We start from the raw sequence: 19682 nt of genomic DNA, 5'->3' as shown, positions 1-19682 counted from the left end.
GCCGTCGCGGGCCCACCGTGGCGGGATGCAGGGGAGGGTAGGCATGAGCGATTCCGGTTCGGGGGATGTCCCGCCCGGATCCGGCTGGGAAGGGACCTTGGGCCAGGAAGTGGCTGGATTCCTGGAGCAGGGCGGACTGCTGGTAGCCCTGACGGACGACACGGGAGCCCTCCTGCATCTCAATCCCGCCCTGCGGCGGCGCGTGGCGGCCCTGGAGACGCCCCCGGAGAACCTTGCCGACCTGTTCCGCCCCTGGTCCCGCGCGCAGGTCCGGGAGGAGTCCCTCCCGGCGGCCCTCGGAGAGGGGCTCTGGGAGGGCGGCGCCTCCATGCGTCAGCCGGACCGGGACCTGGTGGTTCGCCTCATCCTGATTGCCCGGGAAACCCAGACCGGACGCCGCCTCCTGGCCCTGATGGTCCCCCATTTCGGCACCACCGAAGCCGAAACGGGCATCAACCAGAAGGGGCCCGACCTCTCCTGCCGGCTGGCGGTGCCCCTGTACCAAGAAACCCGCTTCCTGGACCCCGCGGCCATCGGCTACCTGGAAGCGCACGGCCCCTATACCCAGATCTACATGGACAGCGCCCGATTGATGACCAGTACCCCCCTGTCCAGCTTCCTGTCCGCCCTTCCGGACAGCTTCCTGCGCACCCACCGCAGCTACATTGTCAATATGGACCGCGTCCAGGCGCTCCTGCGCCGCGACAACCGCCTCCTGCTGCGTCTGGACACCCCTGACGCACCTGCCATACCGGTGAGCCGGCGACGCGAGCCACGGATACGGCGCGTGCTGGACACCGCTCGTCGGGTGTCCCCTACCGGTCGTTAGCCCCCTTCCCCCGCTGGCGAACCAAGGCTTTCCCGGGGCGCCGTTTGCCCCTAGGGTGCGCCTATTGGAAAGGGGGGGGCGCCCAACGAGCCACCCGACCGAAGGTCCCATGCCCCTCGCGGATCCCCAGCACCCGGAACCAGCCTCGCGCCCTCCCCGGCACGGCCCTACCCCCACCCGCACAGGCCAAGCGTCCGAGCCCCCGGCCCGAACCTGGGGCCGGAAGGTCCTGATCGCCGCCGTTCTGGCCGCCCTCACCCTGGGCGGCAACGCCGGAAACATCCCGCTCTTCTTCGGGGTGGATTACCTGTTCGGATCCATAGCTGCGCTGCTGGCCGCCGCCTGGATCGGCCCCGTAGCTGGCGCGCTGGCGGCCGCCGTGGGCGGCCTGTACACCCTGGAGCTGTGGGGCCACCCCTGGGCCCTGGTGGTTTTCACCCTGGAGGCCGGGGCGGTGGGTCTCCTGCGCCGTCGTTTTCCCAACCTCATCCTGGCGGACCTGGCCTTCTGGGTGGCGGTGGGGGTGCCCCTGCTTTTGGTCCTATACATGGGCGTAATGGGAATGCCGGCTCCGCAGGCCGGGCTCATCGCCCTCAAGCAGCCGGTCAACGGCCTGTTCAACGCCGCCCTGGCGAGTGGGGCAACCCTGCTGCTGGCCAGCCGACACTGGGCCCCGCCGCTGCGGGAGGTGCTGTTCACCCTGTTGTTCGGGGGCATGCTGCTGCCGGGCTTAGCCCTGATCGCCTTTCAGTCCGCCCAGCTCCGGGGAGAGCAGCACCGCCTCTACGACCAGCTGTTGGCCACCGCCCTTACCGCCGTGACCGAACGTCTGGACCCGGTCCGGGCGAAGACCTCCCTGGCGGCCTCTCTTCCGGAGACGGTAGGCGAGCTGGGGATCGCCCTGGCCGACGAGGACGGCGAATGGATCACGCGAGTCGACACGCCTGCCTGGCTGGATCGCGCCGAGCGCCGGCGCCTCTCGCCCCGCCTCCTGGCCCTTTTGCCGCCGGCCGATGCGAGGGCCCCGACCATGGCGCGCTGGGAGGAGGCCTACTTTTCCACGGAATCCATACTCCCGGGCGGGGAAGGGAAGCGCATCCTCCTGATGCATCCGGCCCGGGAGGCGGTCCTGGGGCTGGCCCGGGCCAATCTCCGCGGCCATGTGGCGCTGGCCCTGCTGGCCCTGACGGGGCTGCTCATCGCCGCCGTCCTGGCGCGGCGCATCTCTCTGCCCTTCGAGGAGCTTCGGCGCGTCACGCGGAACCTCCCGGAGCGCCTCCGAAAGGGGGAAAAGCCCGTCCTGCCGGCCGGGCCGGTCGCCGAACTGGACGGACTCAACCGCTCCTTCACAGCCATGGGGCGATCCCTGGCGGCCAGCTTCCGGGAGCTCGAAGCCGAGCGCCAGAACCTTGAGGAAAAGGTGCGCCAACGCACCAGGGAGCTGGAGCGTCTGGCCACCCACGACTACCTCACCGGCATCCCCAACCGGGCCAAGATCTACGAATGGCTCGAAGTGGCCCACGAGGAATTCCGCCGCTACGGGACGCCCTTTGCCGTGGTGATGTTCGACATCGACCACTTCAAGGCTGTCAATGACCGGTTCGGCCACCCGACCGGCGACGCGGTCCTGCGGGAGCTGACCCTCCGGGTGGAGGATACCCTGCGCGAGGCCGATGCGCTGGGGCGATGGGGCGGGGAGGAGTTCCTCATCCTGGCCCGGCACACGGACTGCGCGGGGGCCCGGAAGCTTGCCGACCGGGTGCGACAGGCGGTAGCCGTCGAGGCCTTCCGGCAGGTGGGCGAGGTGACCATCAGCCTCGGCGTGGCAGAGATCCGGCCCGGCGAGTCCCTGGAGCACCTGCTGGAGCGGGCCGATCACGCCCTGTACGCCGCCAAGGGAAACGGACGCAACCGGGTGGTGCTGTACAGAGAAACCCTGCAGGGCGACCGGTAACCTTCTTCCCGGGGTCCTGGCCGGACTCCAAGCCCCGGCGGGCTCCGCTACCGGGAGGGGCCCAGGAGGACTTCCCACCGGTCCGGCGGCAGGGCGCCCCCGTAGAGAAACCCTTGCGCCTGCTGGACTCCCGTCTCCTTCAGGAACCGGGCCTGGTCCCGGGTCTCCACCCCTTCGGCCACCACCTCCAGGTTCAGCTCCCGGGCCAGGGTGGTTACCGCCTGGGTGATGGCCGCGTCCTGGCCGTCCTCCGGCAGGTTCCGCACAAAGGAGCGGTCCATCTTCAGCCGGTCCACCGGCAGGACCTTGAGATAGGCGAGGGAGGAGTAGCCCGTGCCGAAATCGTCGATGGCGACATGGAGCCCCTGCTCCCGGAACCGGCCCAGTACCCGGGAGGCACGCTCCGGGTCGCGCAGGAACACCTCCTCGGTGACCTCCAGCTCCAGCGCGTCGGGAGTCAGCTCCTCCTCGGCGAGGCATTCCTGGAGCTCCTTCTCCAGCCCCTCCCCCTCCAGCTGGAGCGGGGACAGGTTCACGGCCACCCGCTGCAGGCCTTGGGCGCGCCATTGGGCGGCGTGCCGACAGGCCACCTGAAGCACCTCCCGTCCCAGTGTGTGGACCATCCCCGTCCGCTCGGCCACGGGGATGAACTGGTCCGGCGGGACCCACCCCCACTCCGGATGGCGCCAGCGCGCCAGCGCCTCCGCCCCCACCACGGAGCCCGAGGAAAGATCCACCTGGGGCTGGAAATGCACCGCCAGATCTCCGCCATCCAGGGCCCTCCGCAGCTCCGCCTCCATTTGGACCCGCCGCGAAGCGGCCCGGGTCATGTTGGGGGCATAGAAGCGGAACCCGCCCCTTCCCCGCTTCTTGGCCTCGTGCAGGGCGACCTCGGCGTTCTGGAGCAGGATCTCGGCGGAGCTGCCATGATCGGGATAGACGCTGACTCCGGCCGTGGCCCCGGCCGCCACCGTGTGGTCCCCCACGGCAAAGGGCTCCGCAAAGCTGTCGAGGAACCGCCGGACTGCCGCGGCCGCTTGCTGAAAGGACTCCAACCCCACCACCAGACAGGCGAGCTCGTCCCCATGGAGCCGAGCCAGCTTCTCGTGCGAGTCGGTGCGGTGGTAAAGGCGGGCGGCGACCCGCTGCAGGAGCCAGTCGCCCGCCGCATGCCCCAGGCTGTCGTTGATGTCCTTGAACCGGTCCAGATTGAGGAGGATCAGGGCCACCCTGCCCTCCTCCGCACTCCGCCGCCCCAGAACCCGCTCCGCCTGCTCCAGCAGGTGGACCCGGTTGGGAAGGCCGGTCACATCGTCGTAATAGGCCCGGGCAACCAGGGCCTCCTCGGCTTCCTTGCGATCGCGGATGTCGCGGAACGAGACCACGGCGCCGGCCACACCCCCCTCCTCACGCACCGGGGCGACGTAGAGCTCCGCGAGGAAGGCCGTGCCGTCCTTCCGGAAGAGGAATTCCTCGGATCGCCGGCGCGGCTCCCCGTCGGCGAGGACGGCCCGGACCGGACAGTCCTGCTCGGGCGGAAATTCGCGGTTGGCGGGCGCCAGGAGGCGAGTGTCCCGGCCCTCCAGCTCCTCCGGGGCGTAGCCGAGCATCTCCGCCCCGGCGGCGTTGATGAAGGTGAAGCGCCCTTCGGCATCCACCTCGAAGATCCCCTCGCCGATGCTCTCCAGGACCTGGCGGGTATGGACGTGGAGACGCTCCAGTTCCCGGGCACGGGCGGCGACCTCCCCCTGCAGCCGCTCGTGACTGCGCTCAATGGTTCCCCGGTCCCGGTTCCGGTCGGTGCAATCCCGGCCCACGCCCCGCAGCCCCGTGACCTCGCCGTGTGGCCCCCGCGTGGGGGTCGCCACCAGGAGCAGGTGGCGCTCCTCCCCCGCCACTGTCCACCCGTCCACTTCGGCCTGCCCCCAGGAGCGCCCTTCCGGGCCGTTCTTCAGCAGCTGCTCCAGGGCCCCGCGGGTTTCGGGGGTGAGAAAAGTCCGGAAGTCCTCGCCCCGGAGACGGTTGGCGTCCGTGCCCAGCACCCGGCCCAGGCTCCCGCTGACATGGGTGAGCCGGAACCCCCTGTCGGTCTCCCAGACGAACTCCCCGGTGGCCTCCACCACGGCGATGAAGCGGTCCAGCTCGTCGCGGAGCCGGGAACCGGCCGCTGGGAGTGCGGCCTTTGGATCGGGCCCGGCGCCCTCCAGCCGGCGTTCCAGAACCGTATCCAGGGTTTCGGAAGAGGCCGCGATGTCCAGGAGGACGTAAGGACCGTCGTCGGTCCGGCCCATCTCCGCCACCCGGGCCCGGCAGTGGGTGGCAAAGGCCCGGGAGAGGATCCCGGCCAGCTTGCCGCCGAGGAAGGGAACCGCGTTCTGCCGGCCCTCCGGCCGGAACAAGGACAGCTCCCAGGGACGATCCACCCGCACCCGGGCCCATGCCCGTTCCCGGTCCACCTCCTCCACGCGGAGCTCCCCCCATCCCGCACCGGAGGCCGCTCGCCCCCAGGCGGCCAATCCCTCGGCGAGGTCCTCCCCCTGTCCCGCCACCAGGTGCTCGAAGTCCTCATAGGCGCTCCCGGCCGCCTCGCGGGCCACCAGCAGACCGAAAAGGTCCTCCCCGAGGATCTCGCGCAGGGGCTTCAGTAGGGACAGCAGGGTGGGCTTCTGCCACAGGATGACCGCATCGAGGCCGTGGACGGTGGGCCGGCCGCCCTCGGCGTTCCATTCGACGGGGACCCGGGCCCCCAGACTCTCATGCTCCAATTTGGGGTAGGCTCCCATGGTCCGGCCCTGGATCCTGACAGGGGACAAGGATTTTTTCCCGGAGAACAAGGGGTAGCACAGCCGGCCGGTGAGATCCAGCCGACGGCATCCGGGACAGGCGCTGCCTGGCCCCGCAAGAGCGGTTGTCCACGACGGTTCCGGCGCAGGCGGAACGGGACCGCGCCGGGCAGCCGACCGGTTACCCGCCAAGGTCGGGCAGGTCCTCCAGGGACTGGATCCGTTGGGACACGCGCTCCTCCAGACCCCGAAGCCCCGACAGGGCCTCTTCGGCCTCCCGGAGCGAGGGCCGGGCCCGTTCCTCCAGGCGGTTTTGAACTTCCTCCTTCAGGCCGGCCAGGCGTTCCTCCACCATTCTTTCCACGGTCTGGCCGATCACCTCCTGCAAGGAGGAGTCCAGGGCCACCCGCGGCGACCGCGGGGTTCCGGTGATCCGGCCGGACAGGGTGAACGCGCTCACCCCCGTCAAGGCTTCGGCGAGGGCGCCGGCCAGCTCCCCTTCCCCGGTGGCGGCCATTCGGGCGTCGGCGAAGTCGCCTTGCAGGCGGACGTCCATCTCCTCGCCCCGGAAAACGGCCTTTCCATCCAGATCGGCCCGGCCCTCCTCCAGGACCACCTCCAGGGGCCCGCCGCCGAAGCGCCAGCCCGCGGCATCGGCCCCGGTTACGCGCAGGTCCAGACGGTCCTCCGGGCTGCCGGGCTGGCGGTGGTCCAGCACCGCCTCCAGCCGCACCCGGCTCCCCTGCCCCGCCCTGCGCCCGCGGACATCGGCGGTGAGGGGCTCGGGCCACAGGGACGGCTGGAAGCTCAGGTCGGCCACCCGGCCCTCCAGGCCAACACCGCCCTCCATAGGCTCCTCGGGCGTGGACAGGCGGATGGTCCGGACCACCGTGTCCGGCTCCGCGGGCTCCTCGGGAAAGCGGATGTTCAGCCCGGGGGCACGCAGAGGCTTGCTGGCCGTCACCTGCCCCTCGCCGTCGATCCGCTCCCGCAACGGCTCCAGGTAGGGGCGGAGGGCGCCGTACCAGTACCAGCCCGAGCGTACCCACTGCCCCACCCACTCGCCGAACAGGAGAGGGGCCACGTTCCCCAGCCCCTCGGGGGTGGCTCCGTACCGCTCCACCAGCCGCCGGGCATCGCGCCCGGGGGCCTCTTTGAGCCGGGCGAGGCGCTCGCGGAAACCGCCCACCTGGTCCTTCAGGTCTGCCTGCACCTTCTCGACGCGCTTCAGGTCGGCGCGGATGTCCTCCCGCAGGCGGGCCGCCTCCTGGCCGCCCTTCACCAGCCCGGCGAGGCCTCCGTCCGCCTCCTTGAGGTCGTCCACCCGCTTCTCATAGACCTCGATGGCCTCCCGGTCCGGAAGATCCCGCACGCGCGCCTCGAAGTCCTCCCGGACCCGGCGGATGTCCCGCTCCAGCCCCTCGGCCCCTTCCACCGTCCGGAGGTCCGCCTCGGCCAGCACCTCCTCGGCGTCGGGGAGCCGGAACTCCCCCAAGCCCCCCGGTTCACCCGCCTCACCGAACTCCTGCGCCGGCTCCGGTGGGCGAACGTCCTCCAGGGCCCCGCTGCGCGCCCGCGGCGTCTGGGCGGCGGCGCCTTCCACCGCCACCTCGTCGATGCGGGTGCGGCCGAGGACCAGGGAAAACAGGTCCATGTCGAAGGCCACCCGCTCGGCCTGGAAGGCGTTCCGCATGGGGTCCCGGGGGTTGGTCACCTGGAGCCCGTGCAGCCGGACCCGGGCGGGGAACAGGTCCAGCTTGGCCTCGCGCAGCTCCACCCGGGCCCCCACCGCCCGGCTCCCGGCGGACTCCACCGCCCGTTCCAGCCAGTAATCGGCGAACAGCCACCAGACTCCGCCCGCCAGGACCACTAGCCCCAGGAAGGCCCCCAGTCCCCACCAGCGCACGATTCGAGCCATGGCGCCCTACCCCCGCAGCTCGGCGTAGAGCCGGTACAGGCGGTTGGCCCGCAGGAAGGTCATAATCCGGGACCGCCGCACCCGCTCCAGGACATGGCGCCGGTAGCGGCGCACGGCCCATAGGGTGGCGGGGAAGAGGACCCCAGCCGCCGCCAGGGAGGCCAGGAGGCTCCCCAGGGTCACCGTGTTGAAGAGGCCCGACAGCCGGCCCGGGGCGGTGTTGTACAGGGCGGTCCAGAGGCTGCGCAGCGCCTCGCTGGTGAGCAGCGCCAGCCCCAGGGCGTGGAACCACGGGTCGAGGAGGAAGGCCAGGCCGGTGAACAGGCCCCAGGCGAGCAGGAAGGTGGTCAGGTTGATGCGCAGCACCAGGGCCAGCAGAAAAACCAGGAGGTTGTGCGGGGACCACAGGGGTGTCATCCCGACGACCACGCCCAGGGCCAAGGCCCCGGCGAGCTGCGCGGGGCTGTTCTCCGAGTTCAGCGCCTTCAGGAGGCGGGCCAGGAGCTGGAGCACGACAGCGGGGACCTTTGTCCGTGGGGGATCCTCCGACTATAACCCGTTCTTGTCCCGGAGAAATCCCCCTATCCGGCGCTCCCGGTCAATTTCAGCCGGGCCCGGAGCCGTCGGGCGTCGCTGGCCATGGCGTCGTTGTTGAACAGGACCCGCGCGGGGTCCTCGCCCTCCAGCTGAGCCGCCAGCTCCTCCAGCTCCTTGTCCGTGTAGCGATAACGGTAGTGGTAGGCGGGCCGGCCGTGGAGGCGGAAATAGCGATATCCGGCGGTGACCGGCAAGCGCAGGAAGGGGTCCACCCCGTGGACCAGCCCGGTCTCCCCCGCCAGCTCCGCCAGCAGCCCATCCGTCCAGGCCGGGCCCCGGGGCTCGAAGACCAGGTACCGCCCCCGCCGGTCCGCGCGGGCGAAGAAGGTGCGCAGATTATCCAGGTTCTCGGCGGAGGGTCGGAAGCTGGCCGGGGTCTGCAGGACGATCGCCTCCGCCGCCAGGGCGTCGGCGATCTCCTGGGTCCGCTCCCAGGCCATGCGGGTGGTGGGATTCCAGCGCAGGCCGCCGGCCTCGGCGCGCCGCTCCGCGTCGAGGGGCTCGGACAGGCGGCGGTAGGTGGGGCTGCCGGCGTGGTGGGTGACGAGCTGCCAGGCCTTCACCACGAAGGCGAATCCGGGCCCGGCCCGCTCGCGCCAGCGCCGCGCCGTGGCGACCCGGGGCGGCTGGTAGAAGGTCTTCTGCACCTCGAGGATGTCCAGGTCCCGGAAGATCCGGTCCTGGGCCTCGGCGAACCCGCAGGTGCCCACCCGAACATCCATGCCGCCCTCCTGCCTCCGACCCCTGCGCCCAGGATGGCCGCAAGGGACCCTGCGGAAAAGCCCCCGGCAATCCCCACCCCGGGAACGCCGGTCAAGTCCCGGGCCGGGACTCCAGCACCAGGAGCCGGGGCGCCGCCTTGCCCTGGTCGGGGGGATCCAGCTCCAGGAGCGCCATACCTTCGGGACGCCGGCTCCCGGCCCAGTGCATCACCGCCTCGCATTCCTCGGCGCCCCCGGGGTGGCCCGGGTAGGCCACCAGGACGATGCGTCCGCCGGGGGCCAGGAGGGCCGCGCCCGCCTCCAGGGCGGCCAGGGTGGTCCCGGTCCGGGTGATCACGGCCTTGTCGCCCCCGGGCAGGAAGCCCAGGTTGAACAGGATCGCCCGCACCCGGCCCCGGGCTCCTTCGGGCAGGAGCCCGAGGAGATGCTCGTGGCCGCCGTGGTGCAGGCGCACCGGGTCCAGGGCCCCGGCCGCCTCCAGGCGCCGGCGGGCGGCGGACAGGGCCGCCGCCTGGCTGTCCACTCCGTCCACCCGTCCCAGCGGACCCACCTCCCGGGCCAGGAACAGGGTGTCGTGGCCGTTGCCCACGGTAGCGTCCACCGCCCAGGCCCCCGGATACAGGCATGCGGCCGCCGCCCGGTGGGCCCGCCCCACGGTCCCCCGAGCGCCCATCAGGCGCGCTCCCGGAAGCGGGCGATGTCCGCCTTCGGCGGCAGCGGCGCCCCGTCCACGAGGTGCTCGGCCAGGCGCTCGGCGTAATAGGGACCGATCAGGGCCCCCCGGGCCCCCAGACCGTTGAGCACGCAGGCCCGAGGCTCGCGGGGATGGCAGCCCAGCAGGGGATGGTGGTCGGCGGGGGCGGGTCGGATGCCGGCGCGGTGCTCCGTGACCTCCACCTCCGGCCGCTCGCCGAGCAGCGCCGGGAGGTGGGCGAGGAGCTCCTCCCGGCCCGCGTGGGTGGGGATCTCGTCTACTTGGTGGCGATCGAAGGTGGAGCCGAGCAGGAACGCCTGATCCCCCCGGGGGACCAGGGTTACCTTCCGGTTCACCGGCCGCTCCGGAAGCCCCCCCGGCAGGCGCCCGCCCACCACCTCCCCCTTCACTGGGGTCAGCGGCAGCCAGTGGAACCACGGGTTCTCCCGCACCCGGTAGCCCTCGCAGAAGACCACCCGGTCGGCACGCAGCTCCCCCCAGGCCGCACCCGCGGGGCCCACCATGACGTCCTCCGGATCCACCACCCCCCGGCGCAGGGTTCCTCGGTCCCCGACGATCTCTGCGGCGGCCTCCAGGAAGGTCTCCGTATCCAGGACCCCGCCGCCGTGCACGGGATAGGCCTCCGGCTCCTCCTCGGAGCCCGCCAGCGGTCCCCCGAGGTAGGGCCGGAAGTCCGGATCGGCGCGTCGACGCCGGTAGTGGCCGGCCTCCTCGGGGCCCCGGCACAGCCGGAGGGTGTCCACCTCCCGCAGCAGGGCGCGCCGGGTCCGCTCCTCCACGCGCCGGTAGGTGCCGATGGCGGCGGGCAGCAGCTCCTCCAGGGGGCCGGCCCGGGTCAGCCGGCGCCCACCGATGGGCGTGAGCAGCCCGGCGGCGACCCGGGAGGCGGACGCCGGCCGGGGCTGGTCCACCAGGGCCACGCGCCAGCCGCGCTCCAGGAGGGCCAGGGCCAGCAGGCTACCGGCGAGGCCCCCGCCCACGATCAGGAAGTCATGCTCGTTCATGGGGTGCATCATGCCCGATAGCCCCTGCCGATCAACCCCACGGGAGGAACCGCTCTTGTCGAGCCCGCCGCAGCCCGGGGAGCCGCCCGCCCTGGACATCCCGCCCGACTGGAGCCGCGCCGCCGAGGCGGTGCTGGCAGCCGGCGGGCGCCGGATCGTGGTGGCCGGGGCGGCCGACCGGGGCAAATCCAGCTTCTGTCGCTATCTGGCCGCCCGCTTCCTGGAGGCCGGCACGGCGGCCGCCCTTCTGGACGCCGACGTCGGCCAGAAGGAGCTCGGTCCCCCGGCCGCCTTGACCCTGGGCTCCGGCGCGGCCGCGCGGGAGCCTGGGGAAGGGGCGCACGCCTTCTATTTCGTGGGCGCGGTGAGCCCGCGCGGCCATTTCCTGCCCGTGGCGGTGGGCTCCGGCCGGCTCCTGGCGCAGGCCGGGGACCAACCGGTCATCGTCAGCACCGACGGCATGGTCCGCGGCCCCGGCCGGATCCTGCGCCACTATCAGATGGAGGCCCTGGCCCCCGACCATGTGGTGGCCCTGGAAGCGGAAGGCGAAGCCGGGTCGGTCCCCGTCCCGCAGGGGACCGCCGTGCACCGGCTCCACCCCGCCCCGTCCGCCCGGGCCCGGAACCCGGCCGAGCGCAAGGCGGCCCGGCAGCGGGCCTTTCGCGCTTATTTCCGGGATGCCGGGCGGGCCGTGCTGGACCTGGAGGGGCTCCACCTGGAGCGCTGCCTGCTGTTCACCGGCCGGACCGTGGACCCGGGGGGATTCCTCCACGCCGAGGAGACCCCGGAGGGGCCCCTGGTGGTGGGCAATCGGCCCCTGTCGGACAGGACCACCAAGCGCCTTCCGGCCGGATTCGAGCGGGATCTGCTGTGCGGCGTCCTGGACACCGGCGGACGGTGCCTGGGGCTGGCCCGCCTGGCCCGGCTCGATTTCCGGACCCGGAAGCTTACCCTGTGGACACCCGTTCCCCCCGACCGGATCCGGGGGCTGCAGCTGGGCGCCCTCTACGTGGACGCCGAGGGCCGGGAGCTGGCGCGCAGCCGTCCCCGGAACCTCTAGTCCGGCGGACAGCCGGCATATCGCCGCGCCCATTCCAGGGCCCCGCGCACCCGGTCCCCCAGCAGATCCCGGCCCTCGGCGGCGGTGACCCAGCGGTATTCGTGGTGCTCGGGCCGTCCCAGCTCCGCGCTTACCGGCAGCACCACCTCCCCCTGCGCCGTGCGGCCGGCGAAGTACACGGCCTGCTTGCGGCCCCGGTTGTAGGGCTCCGTCGCGTAGCGTTCCGTTCCCCAGGGAAAGGTGAGATCGGCGATCCCGGTCTCCTCCGCCACCTCGCGCACGGCCGTCTCCAGGGGGTCCTCCCCCGACTCCACGAGCCCCTTGGGGAAGTCCCAGTAGCGGTAGGCGCGCAGCAGCAGGAAGCGGCACCCGGCGGGCACCGGCCGGATTACCACCACTCCGGCCGAAAGCTCCGGTCCCTTGCCCGTCATCCCGCCCTCCTCCAACCCTGGGCGCCGAAGGCATCTGCCCAAGGCCGAAGACGGGAGTGGGATGCGGCGGGATCCAACAGCGGAGGAAGCTAGCAGGTGAGATGCAGGGCGGCCGCGATGCGGGCGGAGCTCCCCATCAGCCGGTTGAGCTCCTCCACGGCCTGGGTGGTCCGCGCCACGCGGGGCTCGATCCCCTGGTCCCGCAGGGCCTTGAGGGTCTTCTCCGGCACGTCCATGTTGCCGTAGTAGCCGGTGCCGATCACCAGGACCTCCGGCGGGTTCGCCCAAAGGCCCTCCAGATCCCCCGGGTCGAGGGAATGGCCCTCCTTCCTCCACCACGGGGAATGGACGCCGTCCGACAGCAGGAGCACGTCCTTGGTGTACACCCGGCCCCCTATGGTGATGCGGCCGAAGGCGTAGTCGTCCACCGCCATGTGCGCCTCCCGGCATGCCCTGGATCCATCCATCCTGCCCCAGGAGGGATCCGGCGCCAAGCCGACAGGCGGGGCTCAATCCTCCACCGGCAGGCCGGCGTTCTTCCAGCCACCGAACCCGCCGAGCGTGTTGAAGATGGGGCCGCGCCCGGCACGGGCGAGGACGCTGGCGATGACCGAGGAGCGGAAGCCGCTGCCGCAGTAGACGGCGACCGGCCGGCCCTCGGGCACCTCCTCCAGGCGGTCGTTGATCTCCCCCCCGGGCAGGTGCCGGGCCCCGGGCACATGCCCCGCGCTCCATTCCCCGGGCTGCCGGACGTCGAGGATCACCAGGTCGCCGTTCCGGCGCCGCTCCTCGTCGAGGCCACGCGGCGTCCACTGCGGCAGCATCTCCGGCTCCCGCCCGGAGGTGCGCCACCCGGCCATCCCGCCCTCCAGCCAGCCCAACGGCACCGGGTATCCGATGCGCAGCAGGTGCCAGGTGGCGGTCCACAGGTCGGAGGGGTCGTCCAGGACGAGCACCGTGTGCGCCCCCTCCGGGAGCACGGTACCGGCCCAGGTGGGAAAGGCGTTTCCCAGGCCGATGTTTAGGGCCCCGGGGACATGGCCGCCGCCGAAGGCCTCGGGGGTGCGGCAGTCCACCAGATAGGCGCCCTCGTCCCGGGCGCGCTCCGCCTCGGCCGGCCCCATGGGGCGCGGCTCGGTGAGGACCCCCAGCGCCTCGGGACCGGCCTGGTTGCCGTGGCGCATCCGCCGCCAGTACGGGGGCACCGTGGGCAGCCCCTCCAGGTTCAGGCACTGCCGGGTGAACTCGTTCTCGTCCTCCACGGACTGGAGGATGTGGTTGAGGCGGCGCTCGTAGCCCAGGGAGGTGAACAGCATGCTGCCGATGGAGCCGCCGCACAGGGAGCCGGCCACGTGGGTGGGGAACACCATCACGTGGTCCGGCAGCGGCAGGATCTTGTCGCGCAGGGTCTGGCAGACCTCCCGGGCATGCCTTTGCGTCCGCTCCCAGTCCCCCAGCAGGTCCGGGCGGGCCACGTCCGCAACCAGCAGCGCCCCTCCGGAGAGGAGCATGAGGGGGTCCTCGCCCCGGGAGCGGTCCCGCACCAGCAGGCTGATGTGCTCCGGCGTGTGGCCGGGGGTGTGCAGGATCTCCAGCTCCACCTCCCCCATGGACAGTCGGTCGCCGTCGGCGAGGGATTCGGCCCGGTAGCCGAGCTCGGCGCGCGCGCTGGCCAGAAGCTCCAGGTCGCTACGCTGCCGCAGTTCGGTTATGCCCGACAGGTAGTCGTTGTGCTGGTGGGTATCGGCGGCGTAACGGATTCGCAGGCCGTGCTCCTGGGCGTAGCGGTAATAGGTGTCCACATCCCGGCGCACGTCCAGGGCCAGGGCCTCCCCGGTTTCCTCGGACCCGATCAAGTACGAGGCATGCCCGAGGCTGGGCAGATAGAACTGTTCGAAGAGCATGGCTATTCCTGCTGTTGCCGGCCGGTTGGGCAACGCCGGGCCGTTGGGGTCCGTACCCTCCCCCTTTTTGGATTGGTTCCCGGCTCGCGGAAGGTGTTCCGTTGCTGAGGGAGAGGTGGGAAATTGGCCTAACGGGGGTAGTCACTGTCCATAGCCCGGCACGGGCGCGGGGGTGGAACCATGCAGATCACCATGATCATGGCGGCGTCGGACAACGGCGTCATCGGGGTCGACAACCGCCTGCCCTGGAACCTGCCGGACGACCTGCGCTTCTTCGCCCGACAGACGCGGGGGAAGATGGTCCTCATGGGCCGGCGGACCTACGATTCCCTGGGGCCTACCGCCGAGCGCCCCAACCCCTTGCCGAAACGTACCCTGCTGGTGGTGACGGGGCGTCCGGGGGATTTCCCCCTGGAATGCCAGGAGGTGGTGCCGGTGGGCTCGGTGCAGGAGGGGCTGGCCATGGCGGAGGCCCTCGGCGAGGAGGAGCTCATGGTGGCCGGCGGCCATTCGGTGTTCATGGAGGCCTGGCCCTTCGCCGACCGCATCCTGCTCACCCGGGTCCACGGCCAGGTCGAGGGGGACACCTTCATTCCTGACCCGGATCCCCGGAAGTGGCGGGAGGTCAGCCGCGACCACCACCCGGTGGACCCCGACCACACCTTCCCCTTTACCACCTTCACCCTGGAGCGCCGCAACTGACCCTTGCAGCGGGAGCGCCCGTCACCCCACGGGCTCCAGCGCGAAGGGCAGCAGCTCCTCGCAGCGCCGGATCCGCTCCAGGAGCTGCCGGGGATCCTCGGCCCCCACGAACAGATAGCCCAGCTCGTAGCTGTAGCTGTCCTGGTCCGGGAGCTCGGACAGCCGCATGCCCGGCCGCACGTGGATTTCCACCAGGACGTCCGGCACCTCCTCCCGCAGGGACCGGATGTCCTCCTCCCCCGGAACGGCCCGCACCCGGGCGTCCTCGAAATGGCGCAGGAAATGCTTGGCGGCGTAGCGGAACGCCCCGCCCCCGGGCGTGTGCCGGGGGCGCTCCCCCAGGGCCACGTCCACCAGGACCCGGAGGTTGGAATAGCCGTCCACCTTGTCGAACAGGTCGCTGTGGGACTGGGAGATGCGCGGGTTGATCTCCAACAGCCAGGTCCGGTCCCGCTTCTCGTCGTAGTAGAACTCGATGTTGAAGGTGGTGTTGTCCAGGCCCAAAAAGGTCACCAGCGGTCGAGCCTTCTCGATCATGCGGGCCTGAATGTCCGCGGGGAGATCCGAGGGGTACTGGTAGCGGGCGAAAGTGGTCTCATTGGCGAAGCGGACCGAGTCGACGATCCCGTAGACCTCCACCTCGCCGTCCAGGGCGAAGCCCTCCAGGGTGCACTGCCGCCCGCCGATGATCTCCTCCGCCACGCAATACCGCCCCTCGTCGGCGGGAATCCCCTCCGGCAGATCGAGCATGCCCAGCAGCCGGTTGAAGGGCTCGGCGAAGCGGCCGATGCGCTCCCCCACCACCTCCAGGGCCACCCGGAGCTCGTCGTCGTCCCGCACACGGAAGCCCAGCTGCGACCGCCACGCCTTCACCGGCTTGATCCAGAAGGGGTACTCCAGGTCCACCTGGGCGCGGACGTTTCCGGCGAACGGATCGAAGCGGCAGAACCGTGGCACGCAGTCGGCCACCACCTTGCGCTGCTCCAGGCGGCTCCAGTACTTGTCCTCGCACTTCACCACCGCCTCCAGGGAGGGGCCGCGGAGGCCGAGGCGCCGGCAGAGGATGGGCACCATGTCGCTCACGGGGAAGTCCCAGAAGCCCACGAGGGCATCCACGGAGCCGGGGAAGTCCCGCAGCTGGCGCTCGGCCCGGTCGATCAGCTCCTCAAGCGGATAGGCGTCCCCACGGACGTCCTGGTAGGCGAGCAAGGGGTGGAAGCGGATATCCCCGGATGCGGACAGGGCCTCCAGCCGGGCCTGGTTGAAGGCGTCGGGACCGATCACGAACACGTTCCGGGGCATGGCCGCCTCATGGTCGCGGGGAAGTTGAGGACCGGGTGAAGGACCCCCAATCCCCTCCTTACCCCACGGGCGTTAAGTGGGGCAAGGCAGGCCGCCCCGTACCCGCCGCGGAGGATCCGGGCGGTGTTCAACCGGACAGGGCGGCGATGATGGCCCGGCAGAAGGCCCCGAGGTCGTTGGGATAGCGGGAGGTGATCAGGTTGCCGTCCTCCACCACCGGCCGGTCTTCATAGGCGGCCCCGGCGTTCACCAGATCGTCCTTGATGGACCAGAAGCCCGTCATCCGGCGGCCCTTGACGATCCCCGCCGAGACCGGGATCCAGCCGGCGTGGCAGATGGCGGCGATGGGCTTCCCGGCCCCGTCGGCCCCGCGCACCATCTCCAGCAGGCGCTCCTGGCGCCGGAGGTGGTCGGGGGCATACCCGCCGGGCAGGACCAGGGCGGCGAAATCTTCCTGCCGCACGTCCTCCAGGCCCGCCTGGGCCTTAATGGCGAGCCCATGCTTGCCCTGGTAGGTGCGCCGGGAAGGTCCGACCACAACCACCTCCGCGCCTTCCTCTCCCAGGCGGTAGAGGGGGTAGTACAGCTCGATGTCCTCGAAAAGGTCCGCCGCGAACAGGGCGACGCGCCGCCCCGAGAGCTTGCCTTCCATGACCGGTCCTCTCCCGTCTCCGGTGGCGATTGGGCCCCGGTTGGGGTCCCACCATTGAGACTGGCCGAAGGCGGGGGGAATTCACCGCGGCGGGGAAGGCGCGAAGGTCCGATGGGGAAGATCCCGGGGCGGGAAGGCGAGTGGCTGCCGAGAGTCAGTGCGGCAGGTAGCGGGGGACCCCCACGGGCCGCTCCAGCCAGCGCTGGAAGCGACCGTTGACCCGGTCGAAGTTCTCGGCCCACCACTGCGCGTTCAGGCGCAGCGCCCCGTCCATGCGCTCTGGCAGGGTGGGCAGGTAGGGCTCCATCTCCTCCTCCACCAGCTCCCGGGAGGAGCGGCGCGCCGGGCCGTGGGGGATGAAGCGCACCTGGTTGGCCAGGCTGCGCGTGGAGGTGGCGAAGCGCAGGAAGTCCAGGGCCAGCTCACGGTTCGGGGAATGGCGGACCACCCCCCACAGGTCCAGGCTGAGGATCTGATGATCCCAGAACAGTTCCAGACCGAGCCCCCGGTTCACGTTGGCGTCGTAGACCGCCCCGTTCCATACCGTGGACATGGCCACCCGGCCGCTCTCCAGCAGGCGCACCGCCTCGGAACCGGTGCGCCACCAGTCCACGTGGGGCTTGAGGCTGGTGAGGATCCGGAAGGCCCGGTCCAGCCCCTCCGAGGTATCCAGCACCTCGTAGACCCGCTCCGGGGTCACGCCGTCGGCCATTAGGGCCCACTCCAGGTTGCCCTTGGGGGTCCGCCGCATCCCCCGCCGCCCCGGGAAGGCTTCCACGTCGAAGAAGTCCTCGACGGTGCGCGGTGCCTGGTCGGGGAACTCCTCGGGATCGAACGCGAAGGCGGTGGTCCAGAAGACGCTGCCCACCCCGCACCGCTCCAGCGCTCCCTCCAGGAAATCCTCCTCGGGCGCAACTCCCCCGGGGGCGGGGGCGAGCCGATCGGGGTCAATCTCCTCCAGGAGGCCCTGGGCGCAGCCGCGGACGGCGTCCGCCAGCTCCAGGTCCACCACGTCCCACTTCACGTTGCGGGAGCGCACCTGACTGCGGATCTCCTGGAGCCCGCCGTTGTATTCCAGCACCTCCACGTCCACGCCCGTCTCCTCCTCGAAGGCGCGGATGTAGCCCAGGATCTGGCTCCGGGTGTAGGCCCCGCCCCAGGACACCACGGTCAGCTCCTCGTCCTCGGCAACCGCGGGCGGCGCCATGCCTGCGAGGGCCAGGGCCAGGCACAGCCCGGCCAGCACCAGCCGGGAGGGCCATCCGGTTCGGGGCCTCTCGGCGTCCGGGTGCCGGGTACGCTCGCTCGCGCTCAAAAGTAGTAGCCCACGTTGAGGTTCACCTGGGTCTCCCAGTCCGCGTCACCATCCACCCCCAGGGAGCCATCCCCGCCGAAGAACACCATGTTCCGCCCCTGGATCAGGTCCAGATAGACGAACAGGGGGCCGGAGCTCACCGCGCAGCCGGTGGTGTTGAGGGCGGAATTGCGGGCCCCAGCGGCGTCCTTCGCCAGGATGCTGGAGTCGTTGTAGCAGGTCAGCAGGTCGATGTATCGCCAATCCACCGGCAGGTTGTAGGCCACGTTTGCCACGCCCACGGTGCCCCGCCGGGCCAGGTCGTAGGAGGTGGCCAGGCCGCCCACGGTGATGACCCGGTCATCCACGGGCACCGTATTGCCGTCAACGACCTTGCTTTCGGGGTTTTCCGGGTTGAAGGCGTAGCGGAAGCCTTCCAGTTGGAGGTTCCAGCGGCCGCAGCGCAGGTCCAGGTGCGCGCCGGCCGCCCAGCGGTCGCCCGTGCCCTCGGTGTCGGCGTTGTAGAGCTGCCCGGCCTGGCCGGAGGCGCCCACCTCGATCTCGCAGGGGGTGTCGGCGCCGAAGGTGTAGGCCGCGCGGAGGTTGGCCTGGTTGGCCTCCCGGTTGAGGTCGCCGTTGGCCCCGTTGTCTGCGGTAGGGGCCACCTCCACCACGTCGATGGAATAGCGGTCCAGGCTGGCTGGGCTGGCCAGCTCGGCGTTCTTGAAGAAGGCCGCCCGCAGGTCCCAGCCCCCTTCCCGGTGCAGGTACTGGACCCCGGCGTCGTAGTCGTCGGCGAAGCCCATGTAGTAGGGCACGCCGAACCAGTAGTTGTGGGCCGCGTAGGGCAGCAGCCCGAAGGGCACCCGCATGATGCCCCCGCGCGCCGTGCCGGCTTCGCCCAGCTCGACCCCGGCCCAGGCGTGATGGACGGTGTCCATGTAGGGGTACCAGCGGTACTGGGCGGAGAGCTCGATGTTCCCCTCGGTGCCGGACACCTCCAGGCGGAACAGCTCCAGGCCCAGATCGCCCCCGCGCTCCCGGGAGCCGGGGGAGAAGTCCTGCCAGGTGTAGTTCAGGCGCGCCGCGCCGCCGATCTCGATGGGCGGCTCCTCGGGCTCCTCCACCTCGTCCTCCCGGGCTCCTGGCACCAGGCTCTCGAGCGTTTCCAGCTCCCGGCGCAGCTCCTGCAGGCGCTCCTCTTGGGTCGCCAGCTCCTCGGCCAACTCCTCAGGGGCGGCCCTCCCTTCCCCCTCCTGCGCCAAGACGCCCGGGACCACCAGGGCGCCAGCCAGCACCCCTAGCCCGACCGGCCAACAGCCTCGGGGCGTCAACGGATCCACTCCCCGCCCGCTCACCGGCAAACCCGGTTGCCCTCCTTCCCCTTCGCTCGCTACCGCAGCGGGTCCGCGAACTGGGGCACATCCCCTGCCCTGGAACGCTCGGGCTCCGGTGAGGCCCGCACTCCCAGTCACCCCAGGCCGCTACCGGTTGGCGACCTGATATCCATATCTGTTATTGAACTGTTGTTAGGGGTCCACGTCCAGCATGGCCACCACTACCTACCGAGAGCTGTGGGTAGGGGTGGCCGCAAATTACGGCTGGTCCCGCCGCCGGACCGTTGGACCGCGGTTACAGCGGCGCCCTGTGCGCCCAGGTGCGGGTAGGCTCGAGAAAGGAGAAATGGTGGGAGCCACCCACCCCCACCTCATCCCCGGGGGGCGGGTGCGACCCCGGGGCGAGCGGGGCTCCTGAAGCCAAACGGGATCAGGGCAGGTATTCGGTGTGCCCGCAGGCGGGGCAGACCGGCAGGAT

At 71.3% G+C, this 19682-nt stretch carries 17 protein-coding genes; 4 read left to right on the top strand and 13 right to left on the bottom strand.

All coding sequences use genetic code 11. The annotated features are described in order from the left end of the window. The first annotated feature begins 43 nt into the window (after window positions 1-43). Both ACLFRB_RS10175 and ACLFRB_RS10170 read left to right on the top strand, forming a co-directional pair. Window positions 44-829: a LytR/AlgR family response regulator transcription factor gene (locus ACLFRB_RS10175; protein WP_411068902.1), complete on the top strand. Its 786-nt coding sequence runs from the start codon at window positions 44-46 to the stop codon at window positions 827-829. A gap of 109 nt (window positions 830-938) precedes the next feature. Beyond that, window positions 939-2783: a diguanylate cyclase gene (locus ACLFRB_RS10170; protein ID WP_411068901.1), complete on the top strand. Its 1845-nt coding sequence runs from the start codon at window positions 939-941 to the stop codon at window positions 2781-2783. 47 nt (window positions 2784-2830) lie between these two features. Here ACLFRB_RS10170 and ACLFRB_RS10165 read toward each other — a convergent pair whose 3' ends face one another. The 6 genes from ACLFRB_RS10165 to ACLFRB_RS10140 all read right to left on the bottom strand — a co-directional run bounded on the left by ACLFRB_RS10165 (window position 2831) and on the right by ACLFRB_RS10140 (window position 10522). Continuing rightward, complete coding sequence (locus ACLFRB_RS10165; RefSeq protein ID WP_411068900.1) at window positions 2831-5548, bottom strand: EAL domain-containing protein; 2718 nt, start codon at window positions 5546-5548, stop codon at window positions 2831-2833. A gap of 199 nt (window positions 5549-5747) precedes the next feature. Beyond that, window positions 5748-7484, bottom strand: a complete 1737-nt coding sequence (locus ACLFRB_RS10160; protein ID WP_411068899.1) for a TIGR03545 family protein — start codon at window positions 7482-7484, stop codon at window positions 5748-5750. A 6-nt stretch (window positions 7485-7490) separates the two neighbouring features. Next, a complete protein-coding gene (locus ACLFRB_RS10155; RefSeq protein ID WP_411068898.1) occupies window positions 7491-7997 on the bottom strand; it encodes a TIGR03546 family protein in 507 nt (168 codons plus the stop codon). 68 nt (window positions 7998-8065) lie between these two features. Then, the gene (locus tag ACLFRB_RS10150; protein ID WP_411068897.1) at window positions 8066-8803 is read right to left on the bottom strand and encodes a DUF72 domain-containing protein; all 738 of its coding nucleotides are present in this window, start codon (window positions 8801-8803) and stop codon (window positions 8066-8068) included. 91 nt (window positions 8804-8894) lie between these two features. After that, window positions 8895-9476, bottom strand: a complete 582-nt coding sequence (locus tag ACLFRB_RS10145) for a class I SAM-dependent methyltransferase (RefSeq protein ID WP_411068896.1) — start codon at window positions 9474-9476, stop codon at window positions 8895-8897. Beyond that, window positions 9476-10522: an NAD(P)/FAD-dependent oxidoreductase gene (locus ACLFRB_RS10140; protein WP_411068895.1), complete on the bottom strand. Its 1047-nt coding sequence runs from the start codon at window positions 10520-10522 to the stop codon at window positions 9476-9478. The genes ACLFRB_RS10145 and ACLFRB_RS10140 overlap by 1 nt, the downstream gene beginning before the upstream one ends. Window positions 10523-10577: 55 nt before the next feature. On the opposite strand from ACLFRB_RS10140, the gene ACLFRB_RS10135 reads away from it, so the two are divergent. Continuing rightward, window positions 10578-11582 (top strand): Clp1/GlmU family protein, encoded by a 1005-nt coding sequence (locus tag ACLFRB_RS10135; protein WP_411068894.1) that lies wholly within the window; start codon window positions 10578-10580, stop codon window positions 11580-11582. Here ACLFRB_RS10135 and ACLFRB_RS10130 read toward each other — a convergent pair. The 3 genes from ACLFRB_RS10130 to ACLFRB_RS10120 all read right to left on the bottom strand — a co-directional run bounded on the left by ACLFRB_RS10130 (window position 11579) and on the right by ACLFRB_RS10120 (window position 13917). Beyond that, a complete protein-coding gene (locus tag ACLFRB_RS10130) occupies window positions 11579-12013 on the bottom strand; it encodes a bis(5'-nucleosyl)-tetraphosphatase (RefSeq protein WP_411068893.1) in 435 nt (144 codons plus the stop codon). The two genes, ACLFRB_RS10135 and ACLFRB_RS10130, sit on opposite strands and share 4 nt — an antisense overlap. A gap of 89 nt (window positions 12014-12102) precedes the next feature. After that, complete coding sequence (locus ACLFRB_RS10125) at window positions 12103-12447, bottom strand: Mth938-like domain-containing protein (protein WP_411068892.1); 345 nt, start codon at window positions 12445-12447, stop codon at window positions 12103-12105. A gap of 75 nt (window positions 12448-12522) precedes the next feature. Then, the gene (locus tag ACLFRB_RS10120; RefSeq protein ID WP_411068891.1) at window positions 12523-13917 is read right to left on the bottom strand and encodes an MBL fold metallo-hydrolase; all 1395 of its coding nucleotides are present in this window, start codon (window positions 13915-13917) and stop codon (window positions 12523-12525) included. Between the two features lie 180 nt (window positions 13918-14097). Here ACLFRB_RS10120 and ACLFRB_RS10115 point away from each other — a divergent pair, with 180 nt between their 5' ends. Continuing rightward, a complete protein-coding gene (locus ACLFRB_RS10115) occupies window positions 14098-14619 on the top strand; it encodes a dihydrofolate reductase (protein WP_411068890.1) in 522 nt (173 codons plus the stop codon). A 21-nt stretch (window positions 14620-14640) separates the two neighbouring features. On the opposite strand, the gene ACLFRB_RS10110 is transcribed toward ACLFRB_RS10115, so the two are convergent. The 4 genes from ACLFRB_RS10110 to ACLFRB_RS10095 all read right to left on the bottom strand — a co-directional run bounded on the left by ACLFRB_RS10110 (window position 14641) and on the right by ACLFRB_RS10095 (window position 19165). Then, window positions 14641-15921: a D-alanine--D-alanine ligase gene (locus ACLFRB_RS10110; protein ID WP_411068889.1), complete on the bottom strand. Its 1281-nt coding sequence runs from the start codon at window positions 15919-15921 to the stop codon at window positions 14641-14643. A gap of 127 nt (window positions 15922-16048) precedes the next feature. Next, window positions 16049-16573 carry a type 1 glutamine amidotransferase domain-containing protein gene (locus tag ACLFRB_RS10105; RefSeq protein WP_411068888.1) on the bottom strand — a complete coding sequence of 175 codons (525 nt, stop codon included), beginning with the start codon at window positions 16571-16573 and terminating at the stop codon, window positions 16049-16051. Between the two features lie 154 nt (window positions 16574-16727). Next, entirely contained in the window at window positions 16728-17888 is a 1161-nt protein-coding gene (locus ACLFRB_RS10100) for an ABC transporter substrate-binding protein (RefSeq protein WP_411068887.1), read from the bottom strand. After that, window positions 17885-19165 (bottom strand): hypothetical protein, encoded by a 1281-nt coding sequence (locus tag ACLFRB_RS10095; RefSeq protein WP_411068886.1) that lies wholly within the window; start codon window positions 19163-19165, stop codon window positions 17885-17887. Before ACLFRB_RS10095 ends, ACLFRB_RS10100 begins: the two co-directional genes overlap by 4 nt. Between the last annotated feature and the right edge of the window lie 517 nt (window positions 19166-19682).

The sequence above is a fragment of the Thiohalorhabdus sp. genome (assembly GCF_046545655.1).
In the GTDB taxonomy this organism is placed as follows: Bacteria; Pseudomonadota; Gammaproteobacteria; order Thiohalorhabdales; family Thiohalorhabdaceae; genus Thiohalorhabdus.
Note: the sequence above shows the minus strand (reverse complement) of the source record. Positions and strands in the feature narration are given on the sequence as shown.

What these genes read in the sequence shown, in the direction of transcription:
- ACLFRB_RS10175 (WP_411068902.1), top strand. Translation starts at nt 44, where the DNA reads ATGAGCGATTCCGGTTCGGGGGATGTCCCGCCCGGATCCGGCTGGGAA.
- ACLFRB_RS10170 (WP_411068901.1), top strand. Translation starts at nt 939, where the DNA reads ATGCCCCTCGCGGATCCCCAGCACCCGGAACCAGCCTCGCGCCCTCCC.
- ACLFRB_RS10160 (WP_411068899.1), bottom strand. Translation starts at nt 7,484, where the DNA reads ATGGCTCGAATCGTGCGCTGGTGGGGACTGGGGGCCTTCCTGGGGCTA.
- ACLFRB_RS10150 (WP_411068897.1), bottom strand. Translation starts at nt 8,803, where the DNA reads ATGGATGTTCGGGTGGGCACCTGCGGGTTCGCCGAGGCCCAGGACCGG.
- ACLFRB_RS10145 (WP_411068896.1), bottom strand. Translation starts at nt 9,476, where the DNA reads ATGGGCGCTCGGGGGACCGTGGGGCGGGCCCACCGGGCGGCGGCCGCA.
- ACLFRB_RS10140 (WP_411068895.1), bottom strand. Translation starts at nt 10,522, where the DNA reads ATGAACGAGCATGACTTCCTGATCGTGGGCGGGGGCCTCGCCGGTAGC.
- ACLFRB_RS10130 (WP_411068893.1), bottom strand. Translation starts at nt 12,013, where the DNA reads ATGACGGGCAAGGGACCGGAGCTTTCGGCCGGAGTGGTGGTAATCCGG.
- ACLFRB_RS10125 (WP_411068892.1), bottom strand. Translation starts at nt 12,447, where the DNA reads ATGGCGGTGGACGACTACGCCTTCGGCCGCATCACCATAGGGGGCCGG.
- ACLFRB_RS10120 (WP_411068891.1), bottom strand. Translation starts at nt 13,917, where the DNA reads ATGCTCTTCGAACAGTTCTATCTGCCCAGCCTCGGGCATGCCTCGTAC.
- ACLFRB_RS10115 (WP_411068890.1), top strand. Translation starts at nt 14,098, where the DNA reads ATGCAGATCACCATGATCATGGCGGCGTCGGACAACGGCGTCATCGGG.
- ACLFRB_RS10110 (WP_411068889.1), bottom strand. Translation starts at nt 15,921, where the DNA reads ATGCCCCGGAACGTGTTCGTGATCGGTCCCGACGCCTTCAACCAGGCC.
- ACLFRB_RS10105 (WP_411068888.1), bottom strand. Translation starts at nt 16,573, where the DNA reads ATGGAAGGCAAGCTCTCGGGGCGGCGCGTCGCCCTGTTCGCGGCGGAC.